We start from the raw sequence: 23,608 nt of genomic DNA on the forward strand, positions 1-23,608 counted from the left end.
CCGCCTCGCTTTCTGTCCTGGGAGCTGATAGCGGAGGCGAAGCAGGTTTAACTTATACCTGGGCAGCCACCGGCGCGCCGCCCGCTGCCGTCGACTTCGCAGCAAACGGAACCAATGCCGCCAAGAACACCACAGTTACATTCGCACAAGCTGGCACCTATAACTTGCAAGTTACGATTACAAACGCCGCAGGATTTTCGACGACCAGCTCAGTTAGCGTACAAGTTAACCAAATCACAACCAGCGTTGCGGTGACTCCTGTCACGCACGCCTTGGCGGCCAACACAACACTTTCCCTGGCCGCAACGGCGCTCGATCAGTTTGGCGCGCCGATGGCAAGCCAACCAACCATTACATGGTCGATTGCCAGCGGCGCTGGAAGCGTAAGCCAAAGCGGACTATTTACCGCTTCGCGCACCGCCGGCACTACTGCTGTGCGCGCCACCACTCCCGGCAATTTGTTTGGCACCGCAAATTTCACGGTGTTTTACGAGGCCGTAGCCTGGTATCAAGCTGACGCGAGTTCGGGTACCACGCTGGCAGATTCATCGCCCAATAATCTTAACGCCACGCTCACCGGCGCTGCCGCCTTTGGCGCGGGCGTTAGCGGAAATGCTTTAAGCCTGACAGGAGGATATGCCAATCTTCCAACCGGCATTGTCAGCGGATTGAACGATTTTACGATTGCTGCGTGGGTCAACCCAACAACCCTGCAAAACTGGACCCGGATTTTCGACTTTGGCACCGGCACCACAGTCAATATGTTCCTGACGGCCGAAGCCAGCGACACCGGCGACCTACGGTTTGCCATTACCACCGGCGGAAACGGCGCTGAACAACGCCTTGATGGGCCGGCCCTGGCTCTTAACCAATGGACTCACGTCGCGGTCACCCTATCCGGCAACTTCGCCACGTTATATGTGAATGGAGTAGCCGTTGCCACAAATGCTAGCATGACGCTGCATCCCACGAATCTGGGCATCACTACACAGAATTATCTGGGCAAATCGCAATATGCTGACCCAGCCTTCAACGGCAGCATCGATGATTTTCGCATCTACAGCCGAACGCTCTCGGCACAAGAAATTCTTCAACTTGCCTCTCCGGCGGTCGTCGTTCCAGCAACCGTGGCGCCTCTCACCAGCACTACGGCAGCGCTAAGCGTTTTGGGTTCCGACGTCACAGCCGGCGAATCGGCATTGACTTATACCTGGGCCACGACGGGAATGCCTCCCACTGCCGTCACATTCTCCGCCAATGGCACCAATGCCGCGAAGAACACGACGGTTACTTTTGCCAAGGCTGGTATTTACGCGATTCAAGTGACTATTATTAATCCTGTTGCCGGCCTAAGCGTCGCGAGTTCCGTCACGGTGACCGTCGAGCAGGTTGCCACGAGCTTTGTGATTTTGCCCAGCAGCATTACCGTTGCCGCTAGCGCGACGGAACCGTTTGTCGCTAGTACGCTCGATCAATTCGGCAATCCGATGTCCGCTGCGCCAGCGGTCACATGGTCGATCGTCAGCGGCGCGGGCGGCATTAACCCGGCCGGAGTGTACTCCGCCCCGGCCAGCGCCGGCTCGGCAACCGTGCGCGGCACTTTCAGCGGCGGCGCAACGTCCGACGCAACCATCACGGTTGTCACTCCCGTCGTCTGGTATCAGGCCAACGCTTCCTCCGGCACCACGCTGGCCGATTCCTCAGGCAATGGTAAAAACGGCACGCTCAGTGGTTCTGCAGGCTTTGCCGCCGGGGTCAGTGGCAACGCATTGAGTCTCACCGGTGGCAATGCCACGCTTCCCACCGGGATTGTTAGCAACCTGAATGACTTCACGATCTCGGCTTGGGTCAGACCCACGTCGCTGCAAAATTGGGCCCGGATTTTCGACTTTGGCACTGGCACTACTGTCAACATGTTCCTCACTGACGACGCTGGCGGCACCAATGCCTTGCGATTTGCAATCACTACCAGCGGCAACGGCGCCGAACAACGCTTGGATGGACCAGCCTTGACCGCCAATGTTTGGACCCATGTTACTGTTACGCTGTCTGGAAACACCGGCACGCTTTACGTGAACGGAGTTGCGATAGCAACAAATACTAATATGACGCTGCATCCTGCCAGCTTGGGCAGTACCACGCAGAACTACCTGGGTAAGTCGCAGTATTCCGCCGACCCGAACCTACAAAGTAAAATTGATGACTTCCGCATTTATGACTCGGCACTATCCGCACAGCAAGTTTTGCAACTGGCGGACCCCGCCGTCATCCTCGCTGCTTCGGCGTCGTCAAATCCGGTTACGACGACCAGTGCCGCGCTCAGTGTGTTGGGCGGGGATGTTACCGCGGGCGAGTCGGCTTTGACGTATACCTGGAGCACCGTCGGCACGCCGCCGGCACCGGTCAACTTTTTGGTCAACGGAACCAACGCCGCCAAGAATACCACGGCCACCTTCACCCAGGCCGGCACTTACAATTTCCAGGTAGCCATCGATAACCCGATCGTCGGGGCGGCGTTTGTCGCAACCAGTTCGGTCAGCGTCGTGGTTGATCAAACGCTGACCAGCGTCCTGATCTCGCCCGGCGCGGTCAATCTTACCGACGGTCAAACGCAAGCATTTTCAGCGACCGGTCTCGATCAGTTTGGCAACGCATTTTCCACGCAGCCCAGCTTCACCTGGAGTCTTACCAACGGCTCGGTCGGTAGTGTGAACAGTTCCGGATTATACACCGCGCCGCTTTCGCCAGTGGGTTCGGCCACGGTTCGCGCCACCAGTGGCGCCGTGAGCGGCACGGCAGCGGTGAGCGTGTCTTATTTGAAAGGCGATGTTAACCTTGACGGCCACCGCGACGCCGCCGATCTGGTGGCTTTGATGAAGGCCTTGGTGGATTTGAACGCGTATCAAAGCATACACAGCCTGTCGCAGCAGGATCTGCTCAATATCGCCGACATCGACAGCGACGGGCATGTCACGAACATGGACGTGCAGGCGTTGATTAACTTATTGATTGGCGGCAGCGGTAGTTTTTCCAATCGCGAAGCACCGACAAATGCTCCGGCAAGCAGCACCATTTTAGGCAACGACGGATCGAGCAACAACGATTCTAGCTCAAGTGCGTTAAGCATAGCTGTGCCGGTAAGTGTCACGATCGTTGCATCAACTCCTCCTGCAAGCAATTCAACCCCCGTTCCAAACTCCGCGGCAACTGTTGACGCCGTTATTAGCATTGAGACGACACCGCCCCAGCCAAATTCGCCCACTAGAATATTGCCTGCTGATTCCAATGCCGCCTTTTCTGCGGTAATTGTTGGTGAATCGGTTTCAAAGATTGCTCCAGTTCATTCCATGATTGAATTCATGGGGCCGCGCGATCAGGAATCTGCGACTTTTACGCCCGACACAGCCACCGCCGTTTGGTCTAAGCCATCTGAGAACTGTATTCTGCCTCAAATCGAAGTTTCGAATGAACCAATTTGGCAAGCATCGTTGCAGTATTCGAGAATAAAGATACACACGAAGACAGCCTTGCTAACTCATGGGAATGATGTTGCAGATGTTTTCCTTTTCAGAGAATCTGCGGATTGGTATGGGTTCTTTGCCGATTGATTTGAAGTCCAAAAAATGCGCTCCGTTCGATGCGCAGAAGCGCATTAGCGACTGGTCACCCCGACAGTCTCGAATACGTCGTTTGATAGGACCTTTCACTGCGTAAGGGTAATCAGACCCTTGTGCCTTCCACAGAGAGCCTAGTGCGGACGCGGCTTACATCGTTTAGATCCGAGTTTGTACGAGTGGTTTGTCTCCGGCATCCGAATCGCATCCGTCAATCCGTTCCGAAAATGCGCGAATGTTAGCCAGACAGCAGCCTTCGGACGATCGAACGACCGCCGATGACGCCGAGCAACAGCAGAATCCACGACGATGGCTCGGGTACGGGATTGGCGGAGCCGCCGCCGGATTGGAGAAGATTGAGTAGCGCTTGGAGATCGGCGTTGCTGAATTTGTGATCGCCGTCGAGGTCGCCGATCAGTAGCACTTGCGCATCGGTAAGATTTGGTTTGTATGTCGTCTTATAAGCACTGAGGTTTGTCAGCGCCTGCTCCATCGGTAGAATGTCGGCGGCGTCGACGTGACCATCCCGATTAAAGTCGCCCGGAATATACGGCGTGGCGGTGATGACGCCGGTGGAATATAGTTGCGAGAGGTCCCAGCCCATGGGCGTGGTCAAGCTCGGCAATTGAGTACTGGAAAATCTACCACTCAAGGTTCCCCAATCTAGCAAATCAAACGAGGTCGCAACGCCGGGTGCGGGAGAAAAGTTGTTGATTAGCGAAACCGTAAGCGATCCGTTCAGGCTAACCGCGCCGTTGGAAAGCACTGCATCGTACTGGCTGCCGCGGGTCGTACCGCCGATTTCGATATTCGTTTGCGCGCCGCTGTTCAAGGCAAGCGATCCGAAGGTGATAGCACCCAGGCTGTTACCCGGTGCCAGAACTCCTCCGCTCTTAACTGTCACCAAACCGCCTACCGATCCAGCGCCTTGCAGCGTGCCGCCGGAGTTAACAGTTACGCTGCCCAAGATTGAACTGTTCACGGCCAAAGCCCCGCCGTTGATTATCGTGCCCCCGCTATAGGTGTTGGCGGCACTCAAGGTAAGCGTGCCTAAACCGCTCTTGGTCAGACCACCATCGGCAGCAGAACCCAGAGAGGCATAGTGGATTAGCGATTGACCTAGGGTGATGGATTTACCACTGGTGTCAATGATAGCGCCGCCAGCTTGGACGCTTGCGGTGGTCAGGCCCTGGAGGAACGTCGTGCTGTTGATCGTGGGAGAAAGTGTCCCGCCGTTGAAGTTGATGGTTGCGGTGCCGGTGCCGCGCTGAATTCCGAGCGTTGTGAGTGTACCACCGTTAAGATTGATAGTGCCACTGCCGCCATTGTGGCCGACGCGCATTACATTGGCAGTCGTGACCTGGCCGGTGCCTGAGCTGTTAAGCGTGCCAGTGCCCGATTCGCCGACAAGCAGCCACCTACTGGAGTTGTTCACATTAAGGAGACCAGCGGAAATGTTCCAGATGCCGGTAGACCCAGCATAGCGCCCAATGGAAACATAGCTATTGGAAGTAAACGTGCCGCCGGTCTGGTTGAAGGTACCTGCACCGTATCCCCCCACGAATACATCAGTGTTGGCATTGACGGTCCCGCCGGAAAGATTATAGATACCCGTTCCAAGTCTTGAGCCGCGGCCGCCGATGACAAAAGCACCGTCGAAATTTCCATTCGCAGTGAGAGTGCCACCGGATTGTTGAACCGTTCCCATCGCGGCGGTATTGCTGAAAAAACCGGAGCCCACGACAAATGCGCCGCTTGCGCCTACCGTAATGACGGCGTTGTTTTCGATCATCAGAGTACCGGTGGCGGGAGTGGCGGAGTTGCCGGTATCGCCGACGTTCAAATCACTGGATACGTGCAACACCGCATTGCCGGAGACAATAATCGTGCCTACATCGCCCGTGGTTTGACCGGCCGTCAAAATGCCGCTGATATTAGTGGTGCCGGTAATTTGCAGCGTACCGGCATGCGTGAATACCTGGCCGGTATATGTATCGGTTCCTCCGAGAGTAAGCGTGCCAAAACCGTATTTGTAAAGATTGACGCCCGACAGCGAACCGCTGAGCGTTAGGATGCTGGCCGCGGGGGTGACGTTTATTCCCAGATCGTTCGTCGTGGTAATGGGGGCCGCAATGGTGTGGCTGCCAGCGGAAACATTGATAGTTGCGGCTGGATCGTCCTCCATTTTGACGAATGTCAGGACGTTGCCGCCGTTGGCGCCGATCGTGTAGGAAGCGGAGCTTAGAAAATTGATCCGGCTTATGGTTTGCGGACTGTCGAGATTCACGGAATAATGATTGGACGAGTTGGTTCCAAAGTTGGCCACGGATCCGGAAGCGCTGGGAACCTGACTACTGCTCCAGTTTCCCGTGGCCGACCAGTTGGATGAAGTGCTGCCTGACCAATTTGGATTCACAGGTGCGACGCTGGGCCAGCCATCAGCAGTCCAATATAGATTGCTAAGACCGAAAGTCGGTGCGCCGTTGCGATTGCCATCGTAGTAGTGGTAGCTAAATTGGTCTTGTCCATTATTGGTTGAGAAAGCGAACTGGCCCGGACCGACACGCGCGCCGTCGTCATCATAGAACAGCGTGCCGCCTCCATTCAGTAGATTGACGCCGTTTTGATCGAGAAACGGCCCGGTGGGACTGGTGCTGCGTCCCATGCGAACTTCATAGGTACTGTCGATGCCGGAACAACACGTGCCCCAGTTGACCATGAGATAATAATAATTACCGTGTTTGATTAACGCGGAAGCTTCGATGCTGGTATTGTCTGCTACGTTCACCGGTACCGCACCGGCCAGGCGCTTGCCGGTGGAAGGATCCATTTCGACCACGAAAATTCCTGCATTGTACGAGCCGTAGCTCATCCACATATGGCCATCGGTGTCTTGGAGAATATACGGATCGATGGCATTGAAGTTACTGCTATTTCCGGATTGAATGACGGCGCCTTGATCGGTCCAAGCGTAGTTCGGAGCGCTGGGGTTTAGCGTTGGGCTAGTGGCCAAGCCAATGGCCGAGACCTTGCTGCCGAATGTGGAGACAGCGTAGTACATGTAATACTGGTTGTTTTGAAAGATGACGTCGGGAGCCCAGAAAAAACCGCTGAAGCCGGGAACGGCGGCAGTCGTCCATGCCGGCTGCGTTGCGAAGACCGATGGGCCCGTCGTCCAACTTGTAAGATCAGTGGACGAGCGCGAAACGATGCCTTGCCCGGTGGCGAAATAGTAATAAGTGCTGCCGTCTTCGATGACGTCGGAAGGATCGTGTGCGTCGATCTCCCCTGAAAGTTGAGCGAAACTGTGCCGCGGGCAGGCTACGAGAGTTGCACAGACAATTGCGATTAAGAGAACGCGGTGATTACCACGTTCGGTTTCGCCTGACTGGCGCGCTCGGTTGGTCTTTATGTACACGCCAGTCCCTCCTCACACCAAAATTTCTGACGGAACATTTTGTTTGTTGGACAGTGCACACAAGCTGGAACGCCTGCAATCGCGCATTAAGCGGTCGTCGTCTGAAAAGCAGATGGAAAGCGGCGATTCGCGCCTTTATATATGCCGGTTCCTTGCAGGGTGAGCGTGGCGCTCTCGCCTGATCAGATCACGATTAGCATTGTATGGCAAGCCGCGGCGATGGCGGCGCAAACGTTAAATTGCTCAAGATAATCCTCTGTGGAGTTCTTAAGCAATCAGAGAAGTTAACGGACCCTGGCCAATTCAGATCAAACCGCTGGTTATTGATTACGGGAGCACAGCGTTTGCCTCACCGCCTTCAGCGCTGGACAGACTGCGCCACACGTTGATATCTATCACATCGGTGACAAAGTGTGTCGAGCCGTCACAAAAGCTCACGTTAACTCCGCCTTGATGTTTGCTACGCGCGGCAAAGGTTTCTATGTCAACGTTCGACCGCGCAGCCGGATCTCCGCCGGTACACGTACAAGGCGGAACTCCATCTAGTTCTTGAGTTGTGAGAATTGAGTAAGTACCACTCCCCCCGCCACCGGTGCACGGAACACGATTTGCGTAGTCGCCTTTTGTATCGTTCGGTAAGAGATAGCCTTCAAAGGTTTGCCCACCGAGTGCAGTTTCAATTTCGCTGATCGGTCCTCCCCAGTTGGAATCACGCTTGATCGTCCGCACTTCTGCCATCAAAAGTGTATGGCTGGTGCCATCAGGAATTTTCCCCAGCGACCTGCTCCCCGGCAGGTTTTGATTGATTCCATTTTTTTTACCCGAAAGACTGGAAGGGCCAAACGGGGCGCCTTTAAAGGCGGTAAGACTGTTGCCAGGACTCGTGCCCGTCGCCGTATTGGTGCCATGCTGAGTGTCAATGGCGGTTTGTGTCGTCTGCCCATAATTCGTATTGCCGAAATTGATGGCATAATTGCCACGCCAGCGGGCCCACATTTGAGGATTGGGGCCACTATTGAATTCGTCTGGATACATGCCGTCGGAAGGACATTCAAAGATCGGAACTTTTACTGTGCGGGCTGTGTAATTCAATGGGTCGCTAAATGATTTATCCGTATGCACATTGCCCACCATGGCTTTTTCTTCCAGATACGGACAGACCCAAATGTACCAACCATGATCGTCCCACCAGCTCCCGCCTTCGGGATCGGTGCCAGCAGGCTGCCCTGGCGGTTCATCACCCCACCAATACTTAGTTCCCGGCGGAAGTTTCTTTTTCGCAGTGTCGTAATTCATCATGGCCAACGCAGACTGCTTAAGATTATTGCCACACTGACTGCGACGGGCGGCTTCACGAGCTGCCTGAACGGCCGGCAATAGCAACGCAATCAAGATGCCAATGATTGCAATAACAACCAATAGTTCGACGAGCGTGAAGCCGCGGGCACTGTGGCGAGACCGCATGGAGTTTCTCCTACTCAACCGCTATTCCGCAACTCGTTTAGTCAACATCCGTAACCCAGCGACGAATGGAGTGCAGTGCGAAGAGCATTATAGGCAAGCTTGCCATTTCCCACTCATGATGAATCATCGAGAAATGCTGCAAGTAATCCCTAACGGCGCTTGCGATGAGGCTCCCAAAACGCGCTCGTGCATCCCCCTGCGGCTGGCATTTATCAACCAACATACAGGCGATAAATCCCGCCGAGAATGGATATTTTTTTCCTGTACATGTATATTATTGACCTGTTCAAGCCCTGCGATGCTGTCGTTTGAAATATCGGGAACAATCGTGTTTCACGGACCTTGCAGTCATGCCCGCATCAAAAATGAATGTCGAGCTTCAATTGCCGTGAATTCCTTCCCATAGTTTCCCACGCATTGGGTGTTCGCTCGCGAGTGCAACGAAATCAGTGGGCTGCGAACCAACGCCACTTAGGATGGTGGATGTATGCCAGCGATTCTTGCACGTCGAGCCCCTGTTTCGCTTGGGTTTTGAATTGGTTACGGCGGGAATTGAGGATTTGCAACTCCGCAGCCGGGGGTTTATAGCGATTACGATATGGATATTGTTGCCCCACCAATAACGCCAAAAAACCTTCGATGCCGAATTGGCTGCCGGTGTTGCTGAGATGATAGCGGTTAAACCCGGTCGGGCCGTTCTCTTCGTAAAAGTCCAACAGCGCATCCAGGTGAGAGTCATCGGCATCTTCCCGGCAGTGTTCCCAATAGGGCGTGTTCAGCCGTGTATTGGCGATAAAGTGTATCGTCAAGAAATCTCGCAGCTCATCCCACGTCGCAGCCCACTTGGTGTTGAACAGGTCCTGAACGGTCGGGGTGATGCCGACGAAGTTGACGAGTTCAACAAATGTCTCGCATTGCCAACAAACAACCATCAGAGCGCTTGATTCCAACGGCTCGACAAAGCCGCAAGCGTTGCCGATGGCCATGACATTGTCGACCCATCCACGCCGATAGCGACCCGTGCGAAACTTAACGATGCGGTCGCGAACTTGCACTTTGGGATTTTTGCGCTGAAATTCCGCGCGGGCCTCGTCGTCAGAAATCGCGGAGGAAGAATATACATAACCACGATTGATTTCGCCGACGTGCTCGATCTGCCAGCACCATCCGGCATCCATGGTTTCGGCGGTGGTATAAGGCAAGATCGTTTCATTGGTGCGCGGCCAACTGCCGACCAGGGCGCGGTCATTGAACAACGATGCGCTATAGCTGATGAACGGCTCCTCCAAACTGCGGCCTAAAAGCTCGCTGCGGAAACCGCTGGCATCGATGAAAAAGTCGGCCGCCAATTTCTGGCCGTCCTGTAAAACCACTGCGGAAATTCCTGTTGGGCCACGCTCGATGCCTTCCACCACGCTGTCGAGAATTTTAATCTCTCGTTCACGCGCAAAAATTTCCAGCGCCGCCACGAGCTTGGGATTGTCAAGATGAAACGCATGCCAACTCGGAATAATCGGACCGCCTTCGTTGGGCTGACGGTCGAAGGCTTTTTTCTCAGCCATCAGCGAACTTTGTAAATTCATGTAGCTAAAATCATCGTCGCAATAATATCCGTTGGGCCGCTGCAACTCGGGAAAGCGAACGTCGAGCTGTGGCTCGAACGAGTACTCAAACGACGGCCGCGATCCCCACAAAAAATGAATGCCCATTTTCCACGTGGGCTCGACCATAGAATAAAATCGTCGCTGATCGATGCCCAAGTAGTGAAATAAGTGGAAGGGTGTATTGGGTGTGGTGCTCTCGCCGACGCCAATCACTCCTATTTCTGGACTGCGCACCAATTGCACGGAGACCTGAGGCATGAATTGCTTCACGGTCATCGCTGCAATCAGGCCCGCGCTGCCACCGCCTAAAACAAATAAACTATCGAACATAAGAATAATTCCATAGCAAGAAGTGCGTCGCGCAGTGGGCTGGTGTGCCACATTGCCATTGGTCGGTCGTCATTTGTCATTGGTCTTGTGGATAGGACCGCGCGCTAACGATGGGAAACAAATGACAAGTGACGAGGAACGATCGAGCCAGCGCGGCACAATTATTGTAATGCATTGCGTCATCCTTTAACAATAAAAGTCATGCTTCTATGGCGCGGCCAAGATTTGCCATGGGCGGCGGTGTTAAGTTTCTTGTCGAGCCACAGTCCGTCTCGGTCTGGGACAGTAGATCGCGGGCAGTGGTTGCGATAGTTATTCGCGCGTACCATCAAAACAATCGGGATGCTTAACTCTACTCAACGGTTGCTTGCAAAACTTGACAAGCGGTTGGGACCGTTGCAACATGACACCATATCAAGGATTTTTGCCAACTGTCGAGATTCTCCCGGGAAGATGGCTGAACCAAACTGCCGTTAGCTGCGGCTGGCCAATCGTAGGCCTGCAATCCAACACGCACGACCAATGAGGCGATTCAGACAGTCATTGAGCTAACCACCCGCGTCCGGCTCATCAACAACGCGAATTCTGCGACTCAGGAGAACATCGATGCACGTAACCGACCGACGCAGTTTCCTCAAGCACACGGTTTCGTCCGGAGCAGCGATTGCCGCTAGCTCCTGGCTGGCAGGTATTGCAAGCGCCCAATCACGCGGACCCGCAAAAGCAGTCATTGATCAAAGCCGAATCCGTTCCGATCTTGACCGACACATTTTTGGTTCATTCTTGGAGCATTTGGGACGTTCGATTTATACCGGTGTCTACGACCCAAACTCGAAGTTTGCGGACGAGCACGGCTTCCGCAAAGATGTGATTGCCGAAGTCAAGGAACTTGGCGTGCCCATCATTCGTTACCCGGGTGGAAATTTTGTCTCGGGTTATCATTGGCTTGACGGCGTGGGCCCGAAGAACAAACGGCCCACAGTGTTGGAACGTGCGTGGAATTCCTTGGAAACTAATCAATTTGGCACGAATGAATTTATCGAGTGGTGCCATTTAGTGGGCAGCGAACCACTGCTCGGTTTTAACTTGGGCACCGGCACGGTCGAGATGGCTGTGGCTTATGTCGAATATTGCAATGTTCAAGAAGGCACCCGGTGGAGCGATCTGCGACGCGAGCACGGCTACAAACAGCCACACAATGTTCGGTATTGGTGCATGGGCAACGAGATGGATGGTCCGTGGCAAATGGGGCACATAACAGCCCGCGAATACGGTCAAAAGGCGTGCGATGCTGCCCGGCAAATTCGCGTAGTCGATTCAACCACCAAGCTAATCGCTTGCGGCTCCAGCAACACCATTCTGCCGACTTATTTGACGTGGGATCGTGAAGTGCTGGAGGAATGTTACGATCAGGTGGATGGAATTTCACTGCACAATTATTACGGCAATACGCCCGAGTTGACTGGCAATGACTCCATGCGCTTCCTGGCGATGAATTTGGATATGGAGCGGCAAATCCACGAAATCGAGGCGGTATGCGATTACGTGCAAGGCGTGCTGCGCTCGCCGAAGCGGTTATGGCTATCGTTCGACGAGTGGAATGTGTGGTATCGTGAACGAGAAGGAGACGCATTAAACGGGCATGGCAAATTCGCTCCGCACTTGCTCGAAGAAAAATACAACTTAGAAGACGCGCTGCTCGTGGGCGGCTTCCTGAACACGCTGCTGCGCAACTCGGACCGAGTCCGTGTGGCTTGCCTGGCCCAAATCATGAACGTGATCGCGCCGCTGGTGACCAACAATGATGGCGTGCTGCGCCAAACGATTTATTATCCATTCGCATGGGCGCTACAATATGCACGTGGTCGCGTGATCGATTTGCAAATCGACTGCGAAACGTATCCCATCCGAGCGAAAGGGCTGCGCCCCGATTTTGCCCACAACGATCAAGTGCCGTATTTGGATATTGTCGCCACGATCGATGCGCCGAATAACCAAGCGAGCGTGTTTATGTTGAACCGCGACCTACAAATGCCGCGCGAATTGACGTTGCAATGGCGGGATCCCAATCCCAAGAAAGTTGTGGCATGCCAAACATTGACCGGGTCCGATTTGAAAGCCATCAATACATTCCAGAATCCCAAGAATGTTGTTCCGCAAACACTTGATGTTCCGCAGGCGAGCTCAAGCATGACGCTGAAGCTGCCCGCGGCTTCATACACCGTCGCGCAGTTTGATGTTTCTTGATGCAGCGAAAAAACGCACTTTGTGCCGCACGAAGTACGCCCAAATCCGTATTTCGGTGGCGGCCAGAATTACGAACGATTATTCCGTGTTTGCGGAACCATGTGTCGATGAAACTCGGTCGGCGAGACTCCGAAAACTCGCTTAAAAACCCGCGAAAAATGAAACGGATCGATAAATCCAAGTCGATAGGCAACTTCCTGCACTTTGGCCTGAGTATCACTGAGCAGATTCGCGGCGTGCTTCATCTTCTGTCGCAATAAGTACTGATGCGGAGATTGCTTGCCATACCGTTTGAACAGCCGACAGATATACGGCACGGTTAATTGTGACCGGCCGGCAACCTCTTTTATATTTTTCAAATATTGACATTCCAAATCAATCAAATCGCGCAATTGCTGGAACGTTGCCAACGATTTCAAATTATCAACTTTATATCCCAATGATTGCTCTGCGATTTTGTACACCAAAGTCGGCACCAGAGAATTGCAAAGTGCCTCGCTATGTCGGGTGCCGCTTATGCCGTAGCAGATCATCTGATCAAAAAGGTCGCGGATTTCATGGACATCGGCAACATGCTTCAATCCCGAGGGAATAAATCCAATTATGCTCAACAATTGCTTCGCCTGCCGGCCCACAAAGGTGACGTGATACTTGAGCATTAACTCCGTCCGCGAAGATTGAATCGTGATTGCAGAATTTGGACCAAAGCCAAAAACGGTCCCCGGCGTAAGATCGTACTGTTTTCCGCGCAGACTCAGCATCCCTTTCCCCTCGGCAACAAACTCAATACTGAAGTAAGGAAAAATTTTACGGTGATAGTGGTAGTCTCCGCTGAGACGCTCCGATCCACCCACCACAATCTTGATGGGCATGCGGGTACTGGGGTTCAGGTCGAAATGGAAACGCCGAGCTGCCAAAACTTGCCGGGAGACAAACGCCGGTAGCTCAATTGACTCGAGCCGATTCGATTGTGCGACGTCTATAAGCGTTTGACGAATATCCACAGGTAAACTCCCCACTCATTGCCAATCGTTTGGCACAACAAATACCTAGAACCACTATGTTGGCGAACGCAGATTCCCTCTCCTCCTGACTGCCATCCAAAGTCGCCCACAATGCAAATATCCATTGTATATGGCGGCAGGTTAAAATTATCCATGAACAGGGAAAAAAAATCCATTCTCAACGTGGTTTTTCGTCAATATGCTGGTTGGTAATTGCCAGCATCCATGAGGGACCAGGAAATCGCGCTTGGCATTCAGAGGCCATTGCCGGCGTTCAATGCACACCCGGGGGGGTCGCGTCAGCGACAACTTGGTGATTTTCTGTTTCCCAAATGGGTGGATTTCAACCCAAAGTGATTTTGATTGAACGTGGAATACAAGAGAACATCCGATTCGATCTTCGATGAGCTCGCATACCGCATGTATTTGCAGCACGTTTAAAACGACAACCCAAAGTCATTTAGAATAATTAGCCCTAGGATGAGCGGGATTTAGTACGAGTGAGACCGAGTCCGACCGGACCATCTTGCCCCTCGGTCCGGCGGGCTCGGCTTTGGTTGATTAATTAACACGGCAGCAGCAATGACTTACAGATAAACCATATGCTCAATAATCGTATCTTACGGGTGAGAGTTTTTGCCAATAAGATGTGAGGAGAGAGTTGTTCCGGTTGGAATCAATCTGGCATGATTTTCATTGGGCTGAATAGTCTTTTTTGGTTTCTGCGATTGGAGAGAGCATTGCGGAGTTGCACATTAAGTTGAATGAGCACCGATCGTGTGTATTGCCGGTTGGTGACCTCTTTTTTCTTGGTTCAACAGCTTGCTTTCCATTGTGTTTAGGCTAGCCGGGGGAGACGTGGGCGCAGTGGTGTATGGGGGATTCTCTGCCAAGAATGTTTCGCTTCGACAGCGTTGTTTGTCATAAAAAAGATATTCCGATCGTGATTTGCGTTGACCAACAAGCTCGCGGCCGATTGATCGTTTAATTCACATCTTATGATTCCAACCACACGTTACAGCTCATCACAAGCTTTATCCTGAGGAGCATTACGATGTCACGCAATCGACGGCAAGCAAAGCGGCGGATAGCCTCGGCGAAACTTTGCCATCGGCAAGCCTGGTTTCGCCGGTATCTACGCGCACTTTCGGGCGGAGTCACCGCTGCCACGATTGGGGCCGGTAGCTTGCTAGGTCAGCCTGCTCAGGCGGCTACGGATACTTGGATTGGAAATACCGCCGGCGCCAATTGGGCGACGCCTGCAAATTGGTCCACCAATCCGTCGCTTCCTCAGACCGGTGATTCGTTGGTCTTTGGTTTAGCAGGCACGGCAGGCACCGTGCTCAACGACAATCTAACAACCAGCGCTACATACACGTTTGGGACCATTACGTTCAATAACAATGCACCGACCTATACGATTGACGCCGCAGCCGGCACTCGCGGTTTTACCTTTAATGTCGGCAGCATCACAAACACCAGCACCAATGTTCAGAATTTCGATGACAACATCACCGTCAACACCAGCGCCACGTTGACGATGACATCCGGCGGCGGCAATCTTACCTTGGGCGGCAACATCTCCGGGCCTGGCAGTCTCATCACGTCTGGCGCCGGAACTTTGACTTTGAGCGGAAACAATTCATTTGCAAACGGAGTTACCCTGGCCAGCGGAGACGCATTGGATATCGACAGCGCAACCGCCATCGGTACGGGTACGCTCACGTTTGCGGGCTCTGCGACTCTCGACAACACTTCGGCCGATGCCATCACGCTGTCGAACAACAACGCCGTGAACATTAATGGCGATCTTAACTTCGTCGGCACGGAAAACCTGAATTTTGGCACCGGTACCGTGACGCTGGGCGGTGGTTCCGGACAGCGAATATTTACCATCAACGGTAGCTCCACGCTGACTACGGGTGTCATCAATTCCGTTGTCGGATCGGGCAGCGGCATTATTAAGGCGGGAACCGGCACGTGGACGATCGCGCCCATCGCGGGCAATCTGCCGGCGCAAACTTCAACGGTGGAAGGTACGCTCACCGTCAGCGCGGGACGGGTTAACATCGGTCAGGACGATGCATTTTTCGGCGGATTGGAAGGTTCGGGCATCGTGGCAAATGGCAGCAATACTACGCGCTGGTTGACCGTTGGGTCCGACAACGCTAACACAACGTTTTCCGGTTCCTTGATCGACGGCGGCAGCGGGCACTTGGGGCTCCGCAAACGCGGCACCGGAACACTGACGTTGACGGGCACTAACACGCTCAGCGACCAAATTACCGTCGAAGGTGGCACGCTGGACATTGCTGCAACCGGCTCGATTACTCCGGTTTCACCAGGCGCCAATTTGGTGGTTGGCGACAGCGCCACGCCCGCCATTATCCGGCTCGACGGTGGTACGCTGCAGGTGCAGACTATTGCACTGGGCACAGGCGCTGGCGTCAACGGAAATAACACCGATAACCGTTCTGGTGCTTTCTACCAAACAGGCGGCACGCTGCAGCTTCTTAACGAAGCCAGCATCAACAACTTCCGCATCGGCGACGGGGCCAACGGCACGGCCACGGGCAACGGCGGTTATGGTTATTACGGCCTGTCGGGCGGCACGGTCAATTTGGCCGAATTCGCGGTGGGCGGCGGCAATAATAGCGGATCGGGAAACATCGGCGTCATGGATATGACCGGCGGCACCCTGAACGATCAGGGTTGGGTTACCATCGCTCGCGGCGCCAACGCCACCGGCATCCTGAACATCATTGGCTCCAGCCCAGGCAATCCAAATAATCCGGTAATTAACCTGTCGCAAGGCGGCGGCGGACAGATTCTATATAGCACGTTCGGTGACAGCCGTTTTTATGCGGTTACCACCATCAGCAACGGTACGATGCAATGTCCGGTAGGTGCAAGTGTTCCGCTGAACTTGTCAAATACAACCAATGGCAATGGGCTTGCGCTGGGAGCCATGAATCTGAACTCGGGCGGATTGTTGCGCGTCGGAAGCGTTTCGGCCGCCAATAATATCACTCCTAGCGGCGGCGCCACGTACTTGAATTTCAACGGCGGTACGCTGCAATCTTCCGTAACAAACACCAGTTTTCTTGCCGGCACCGCGGCGAATAACATCACGGGCATTGTCGTCTATGGCGGCGGCGGGACGATCGACAATAACAGCTTCAATATCGTAATCGGCCATCCTATGGTCGCTCCCGATTCCGGGGGCGCCACGACGGGAATCACGAATATTGCTGTCGATAGTGCGGGTTCAGGATACATTGGCGCCCCGGCTGTCGTACTTTCTGGCGCGGGGGCAACCGATGCCACGGCCATGGCCGTGATGGTGGACGATGGATCGGGCAATGGCACGTATAAAATCGACCACATCGTGATGACCAGCCCGGGCATTGGCAATGGAACTCAACCAACGGTTACCCTGGTTGGTGGCGGAACAGCCACACCTGGAAGCGTCGGACAAAATCTTACCGATTTCACCTTTGCCTCCAACGTCGGAACCGGCGGCGGAATGACTTACAAAGGCTCCGGCGTCACCACGCTAGATGGCGTCAATACTTACACCGGGAACACGACGATTGCCGGCGGAACTTTGTCGCTTTTCACTGGCGGCAGTTTGACGAGCAATGTGAATATTAATGGCGCCGGCGCCAAGTTTGTTACGAACACCGCTGTCACTTCGACTGTGACGGTTACCAATGGCACATTGGATGGAATTGGAACATTGACCAATGTTGTGGTGCCCATTGGCGGCGGCACTGTCTCCAATGGCGGCACGGCAGTAAGTTCCGGCGGATCGCCCACCGGCACAATCGCCAGCAGCGCCACGGGAATCAACATTGGTACTCTGACGTACAACGGTACAGGTACTTGGGCTCCCGTCACCTCCGACGCAAATGCCTCGGCCGGAACGCCTTCGTTAACCGTGGGCACATTAACACTCAATGGCGGAGTAGGCTCGGTCGCCGTCAGTCCCATCAATATCGCAGGCACGTTTACTAATAACACATATACCCTGGCTAAGTACACGACGATCAACGGCACTACTGGCTTTGCAGCGCTAACTCCAAACGTTGTCGGGCTGGGCGGTCGTCAAACCGAAACTCTCACCAACAACACGGGGAACAGCACCATTACGCTGACCATCGGCGGTAGTTATCTGATTTGGAACACCGCCGTCACTTCGAATTGGCAGTTGGGCGGTCCCTCGGATTGGAATTTGTCACAGGGCTTGACCGCTACCACCTATCAATCGACGTCCGGTATCCAAGATGCCGTGGTATTCGACGATACTGCCGGCGCTGGCAGCAAAACAGTGAACATTTCCAACGGAGACGTCGCGCCGCCGCGGGTCACATTTAATAACACCACCGCGGGCGGGTCTTACACGATAAACGGAACCAATGCCATCGCGGGTTCCGGATCGCTATTCGTCAATGGCACCGGCGTGGTGAACATTAACACTGCCAATACTTTTACCGGCGGCGTCACCGTTTCTAATAGTTTAGGCGGCTCGAATGTGTCTGGCACGCTGGGCATTGGCAGCAACACAGCAATTGGATCCAGCACGTTAACGTTAGGTCTTAAAGCCACGATCGACGCCATCGGGGCAGATCGCACCCTCACCAACAACAACGCGCAAATTTGGAACGGCGACATTAACTTCACCGGCTCCAACAATTTGAACATGGGCACGGGCGCGGTGAAAATCAATATCAACTCCAACAATACGACGGAAAACGCGACCACAGGAACTGTTACGGGTGGCGTGCCAACGGCCTCGACGGTTAACGTCGCGGCAAAAACGCTAACCATCGGCGGCCCCATCAGCGGTCCCGGTGTGTCCTTGGTCAAGCAGGGCGCCGGAACTTTGGTGCTCAATGGCGCGGCCACCTATTCGCAGCAAACAATTGTTCATGCCGGTGAGCTGCAAACAGCCGGCGGCTTGGGCACCATCAACCAAAATATCCAGATTTCGCCGCTGGGTTCGGCCGGCGACAATGGAACCTTTACCGTGTTAAACGGCACCGTGAACGCAAACATTATTTACATCGCGGGCAGCTCCGTCGGAACGCAGTTTGCCGGTTCCGGCACCATGAACATTGACGCCGGCGTAGTCAATACCGGCGGCACTACGAATTCTTTGATCGTCGGTTCCGGCGGCCCGGCCGGCACCCAGACAACTCATCCTGCCACGGGAACATTGAACATCAGCGGCGGCACGCTCAATGTGAATTTCCAAGGGGTTGCAGCCATTGGCGACCTGGAGGTCGGACGCAACACGGGCATGACGGGCATCGTCAATCAGACGAACGGCGCTGTCAACATCCAGAATACCCAAGATCCCAACAATACCAGCGTCTCTGGTTTAGATATGTTGGGCAATGGCGCGACGGCCGCTACGTACAACATGAATGGCGGCAACCTAACGATCTACAGCAATGCGGGCATTACCCCTGGTGCGGGCGGTATCCGCATGGGTGTTGCCGGCTCGGGGACTGCAACTTTCAATCTGAACGGCGGCACGGTACAAACGCAGTTTGTGAATAAGGATGCTGGCGGTGCAACCGGCATTTTCAACTTCAACGGCGGTACGCTTAAAGCGGCACAAAATAACCTGAACACCGCGAACGTTGGAGCAGGCGCAGCCCCGGCAAACGACAACAATGGTGGCGGCACCGGTTTTATGTCGGACCTTACCGCAGCCAACGTGCTGGGCGGTGGCGCAATTTTGGACAACAACGGCGTGCAAATGGGGATTTCGCAGGGTCTGATCCATGGGGCGGCCGGTCCGGCCACGGACGGCGGTCTAACCGCAAAAGGCATCGGCACCCTGGCTCTGTCAGGCATCAGTACCTATAACGGCGGCACGCTCCTCGATGCAGGAACATTGGCCATCGATAGTGCGTCGGCCATCGGCACTGGCGCGCTGACGATTAATGGCGCTAGCACAACCATCGATAATATTACGGGTGGCGCCATCACGCTGACCACCAACAATGCCCAGAATTGGAGCAATGACTTTAGTTTTGGCGGAAGCGCCAGCTTGAATATGGGCACTGGCGCGGTCACCCTGAACGCCACGCGCACCCTTACCACCAATTTGGTCAACGCCGGCGCTACTTTGACCATTGGCGGAGTGATCAGCGGCGTGGGCGACGGATTGATTAAAGCCGGCGCGGGTAATTTGGCATTGAGCGGGGCAAGCAACTACACCGGTCCCACGACGGTCAAAGGCGGCACTCTTTCGTTGACCGGCAGCGGTGTCATTAATTCGTCCAGCGGCATCACCGTGAGTGGCGGCCGCCTGTTGCAAACCAGTTCGTCGGCGATGACGCCGATTGTAACGTTATCCAACGGCTCCGTGGACGGCACCGGCACGATTAACACGGTAAACGTAGCCAATACTTTTGCAGCGACCGTAACACACGGCAATGGCACCGTGGCCCCCATCACGATCGGCTCGCTAAGCTTCGGTGGCGCTGCGACAGCCAGCATTCTTACTTCCGACGCCACTGCTTCGATAGCTAAAATTGCTACGACCAATCTCTCCACCAGCTCAGCCGGCAACATTGTGATCAATGCCGTGAATACCGGCGGCTCGTGGACTGCAGGGACAACCTACGAATTGTTCGGCTATTCTGGTTCCATCGGCGGCGCAGGATTTAGCAAGTTCGTGGTAGGTCAATTTACCGGTCTGGGAGCACATGAAACGGTCACATTGACGAATCCTTCAGGTTTTATTGATGCAGTCATCGGCGGCGACACGTTGATCTGGACAGGCAGCTTGGATGGCACGTGGACAAGCGCTTCGCAAAGTGCTCCACACAACTGGAAGCTGTCTTCCACCGGCGCAGGAACCGACTTTTTCACCAATGACGCTGTTTCATTCAAGGATGGCGCCAGCACGGGCACGGTTAATATTACCGCCAATGTGAGCGCTGCCTCGGTGCAATTCGCCAATTCGTCGCAAGCCTACACGCTGGAATCAACCGGAGGTTTTGGCTTGGTCCAGGGATCGGTTTCCATTACTGGCGGCGGGGTAGTAACCATTGCCAACAATAACACCTACTCCGGCGGCACCACGCTGAGCAATGGCACGCTTAATTTGCAAAGCGCCGGTGCGTTGGGCGCAGGCACATTGACGATCGCTGCTGGCACGCTCAACAACACCAGCAGTGGTGGCGCACTTACGCTGACCAACAATATTCAGGAAAACTGGAGCGGTGACTTTACATTCACCGGATCAAACGATTTGAATATCGGTACTGGAGCGGTGACGCTGTCCGGCTCGGGGACAACTCGTAGTGTAAACGTTGCAAACGGCGATCTTACGGTTGGTCCGATTTCTGGTTCTTTGGGAATTACTTTGCCGGGACCGGGCACTTTGACGATTGATTCCAGCAATCCGAACAACGGGGCTCAAAGTAATATCACCGGCGAAATCAACATCACGGGGGGCGGCAAATTACAGATCGGCTCCCCCACGTCGGCCACATCCAGCGCCAGTGATTTCAACGCCGGTGGGCTGACGGGCAACGGCACAGTCGAAAATGGCAGCACCGGCAATCCCGGCACCACGAACATTGTGGAACGCTGGTTGATTCTCAATAATTCCGCCAATGATGTCTTCAGCGGTGTGTTGCAAGATGGGGCCGGCGGCGTCAATGGCCGTCTGGGCTTAAGCAAGAGCGGTGCGGGAAGTTTAACGCTGTCTGGGGTGAATACGTTAAGCGGTGCCATTACCGTGGCCGGTGGACAAATGATTCTGACCGGAACGATTCAATCGTCCAACAACTCCGGCACCGCCAATGGTCCGGTCAACATCGGTACCAATGCCATCGGACAGAACGGTATTCTTACTGTCCAAAATGGCACATTGATTGTTCCTAAGAATAACGCGCCCAGCATTCAGGTGGGCGGTGGACCAAACACGGCGGGCGTGTTGCAGGTGAATGGAGCAAGCGCTAACGTGCAAACGACCAGCGAACTATGGTTGTCCACCGCCGATAGCGGCTACGGTTCCATGGACATTACCAACGGTTCGGTCACCGTGGGATCGTGGCTCGCCGTGGCGCGCGGCGGTGGCGTGGGCCTGATCAACATGAGCGGCGGCACGCTCAATCTCAATGCTAATGCCCTGACCATCGGGTCCCTAGGAGGCGCCACCGGCGATGGCATTGTGCACGGCCAGGTCAATTTGACAGGCGGCCAAATTATTACCAACTCCCTCACCAGTGTCTTTGTTGGCGAGCAGGCTAACGGCGTGCTGAATGTTTCCGGCACGGGCCTGCTTACCGTGGGAGGCACGGAGGGCTTGGCGTTTGCTCGCGGGAATGCCGCCGCATTTGGAATAATGAATTTGGGCACCGGCGGCATGGTGCAAACCGCCACCGTTCACCCGGGCCAAGTGATTACCGGCGCCAATGTTGGTGGAACTGGCACCTTGAATTTCCACGGTGGCACACTACAAGCCACTTCCAGCGATACCTTTACGACAGGTTTCGACTTCATGCCGGCAAATGGCATTGGGTATGCCGGCACCCTTAATGTCTACAGTTATAGAGGAGGAGCAATTATCGACGATGGCGGCAATAACATTTCGATTGATTTGCCAATCCAAGCCCCGACCGGAAACGGTGTCAGTGCGGCTGGACTAGCCGTAAGCGGCAGCGGTTTCGTGGACACTCCTGCCGTTCAAATTACCGGCGGTGGTGGTACAGGTGCCACGGCCAATGCGGTCATTGACGCCAATGGACATTTGACGGGCATTGTAATCACGAATCCGGGCGTTGATTACACCAGTGCACCAACATTTGCTTTGGTGGGCGGCGGCGTTAATAACACCGGGGCCATTTCTGGTACGGACATCTTGGTATCCAACACCAGCGGCGGCTTGACCAAGCTTGGCAATGGCACTTTGAATTTGACAGCTGTTAGCACTTATACTGGTCCAACTTCCGTCGCGGCCGGAACCTTGCATTTAGGGATAGCCGACGCAATCAGTTCCGCTTCGAATCTGCAAATGGCAGGCGGCACATTCAATACCGGCGGCTTTAATCAATCGCTGGGAGCGTTGAAAGTAATTCAGACCTCAACGATCGATATGAGCTCGCCGCAAGCAGCGCCAGAAATTCTCAATTTTGCTAATAGTCGCAACGTCCATTGGACAAATAATTCGGCTAGCACTCCTGCAATCCTCAACATCGTCAGTTGGAACGATGCCAATACCGATCAAATCATTTTCCCCAGTCAGAATTCACTGAATGCCAACCAATTGAATCAAATTGAGTTCAACGGCTCAGGTTTCGCGCAATTGGTTCATGTAACCGGTGGCTATGAATTAGAGCCTTCAGCAACTCCAACCCCTGGGGCATTATTGTACGGCGATGTGAATCAAGACGGCCACGTTGACGCCAGTGACCTTGTTGCCTTGGAAAAAGTTCTGATAAACATTCCGGCCTATGAAAATGGATCGTTTCGTCTGGGCGGAGGTCTCTGGGATAATTCGCAGGCAATTTACGTTGCCGACATCAATTACGATGACACCATCGATAATGCTGACGTGCAAGCCCTTATCAATTACCTAAAGGCTGGCAACGGTTCGACGACGCCAACACCGGAACCGGATACCCTGGTACTGCTTTTCCTGGGTTCGATTCCTGGGTTGTGGATGGGCCGCAAACTACGCCGGCAAAGAGCCTCTGATTCCACCAAAAACGCAGACAACGATGCCGACAACCAAGGAACGACCGGGTAATAGATTTTAATTCCGTCGAGAAGCAGTGTTGACGAAGAGGGGCACCCCATATCTTGCATGCGAAGTACGACAACTGACGCCAGGCATATGTTCCGATACAGGTCCACCTACACGGTGACTTATTTTTCGGGATCAAGTCGAGAGATTTGCGT

The 23,608-nt window shown here is 54.2% G+C and carries 7 protein-coding genes; 3 read left to right on the forward strand and 4 right to left on the reverse strand.

Annotated features, from left to right (window positions below; all coding sequences use genetic code 11):
• Positions 1 to 3,608 (forward strand): LamG-like jellyroll fold domain-containing protein (locus VFE46_02795; GenBank protein HZZ26911.1); only part of this gene is annotated, 3,608 nt, incomplete at its 5' end.
• 244 nt (positions 3,609 to 3,852) lie between these two features.
• On the opposite strand, the gene VFE46_02800 is transcribed toward VFE46_02795, so the two are convergent.
• The 3 genes from VFE46_02800 to VFE46_02810 all read right to left on the reverse strand — a co-directional run bounded on the left by VFE46_02800 (position 3,853) and on the right by VFE46_02810 (position 10,430).
• On the reverse strand, positions 3,853 to 7,032 hold the full coding sequence (locus VFE46_02800; GenBank protein HZZ26912.1) for a family 43 glycosylhydrolase: 3,180 nt from the start codon (positions 7,030 to 7,032) through the stop codon (positions 3,853 to 3,855).
• A 327-nt stretch (positions 7,033 to 7,359) separates the two neighbouring features.
• A complete protein-coding gene (locus VFE46_02805; GenBank protein ID HZZ26913.1) occupies positions 7,360 to 8,496 on the reverse strand; it encodes a DUF1559 domain-containing protein in 1,137 nt (378 codons plus the stop codon).
• Between the two features lie 446 nt (positions 8,497 to 8,942).
• The gene (locus tag VFE46_02810) at positions 8,943 to 10,430 is read right to left on the reverse strand and encodes a tryptophan 7-halogenase (GenBank protein ID HZZ26914.1); all 1,488 of its coding nucleotides are present in this window, start codon (positions 10,428 to 10,430) and stop codon (positions 8,943 to 8,945) included.
• 606 nt (positions 10,431 to 11,036) lie between these two features.
• On the opposite strand from VFE46_02810, the gene VFE46_02815 reads away from it, so the two are divergent.
• On the forward strand, positions 11,037 to 12,677 hold the full coding sequence (locus VFE46_02815; GenBank protein ID HZZ26915.1) for an alpha-N-arabinofuranosidase: 1,641 nt from the start codon (positions 11,037 to 11,039) through the stop codon (positions 12,675 to 12,677).
• A 68-nt stretch (positions 12,678 to 12,745) separates the two neighbouring features.
• On the opposite strand, the gene VFE46_02820 is transcribed toward VFE46_02815, so the two are convergent.
• A complete protein-coding gene (locus VFE46_02820) occupies positions 12,746 to 13,549 on the reverse strand; it encodes an AraC family transcriptional regulator (GenBank protein HZZ26916.1) in 804 nt (267 codons plus the stop codon).
• 1,186 nt (positions 13,550 to 14,735) lie between these two features.
• Here VFE46_02820 and VFE46_02825 point away from each other — a divergent pair.
• The gene (locus VFE46_02825; protein ID HZZ26917.1) at positions 14,736 to 23,456 is read left to right on the forward strand and encodes an autotransporter-associated beta strand repeat-containing protein; all 8,721 of its coding nucleotides are present in this window, start codon (positions 14,736 to 14,738) and stop codon (positions 23,454 to 23,456) included.
• Positions 23,457 to 23,608: the final 152 nt, after the last annotated feature.

This window comes from Pirellulales bacterium (assembly GCA_035656635.1).
Taxonomy (GTDB): domain Bacteria; phylum Planctomycetota; class Planctomycetia; order Pirellulales; family JADZDJ01; genus DATJYL01.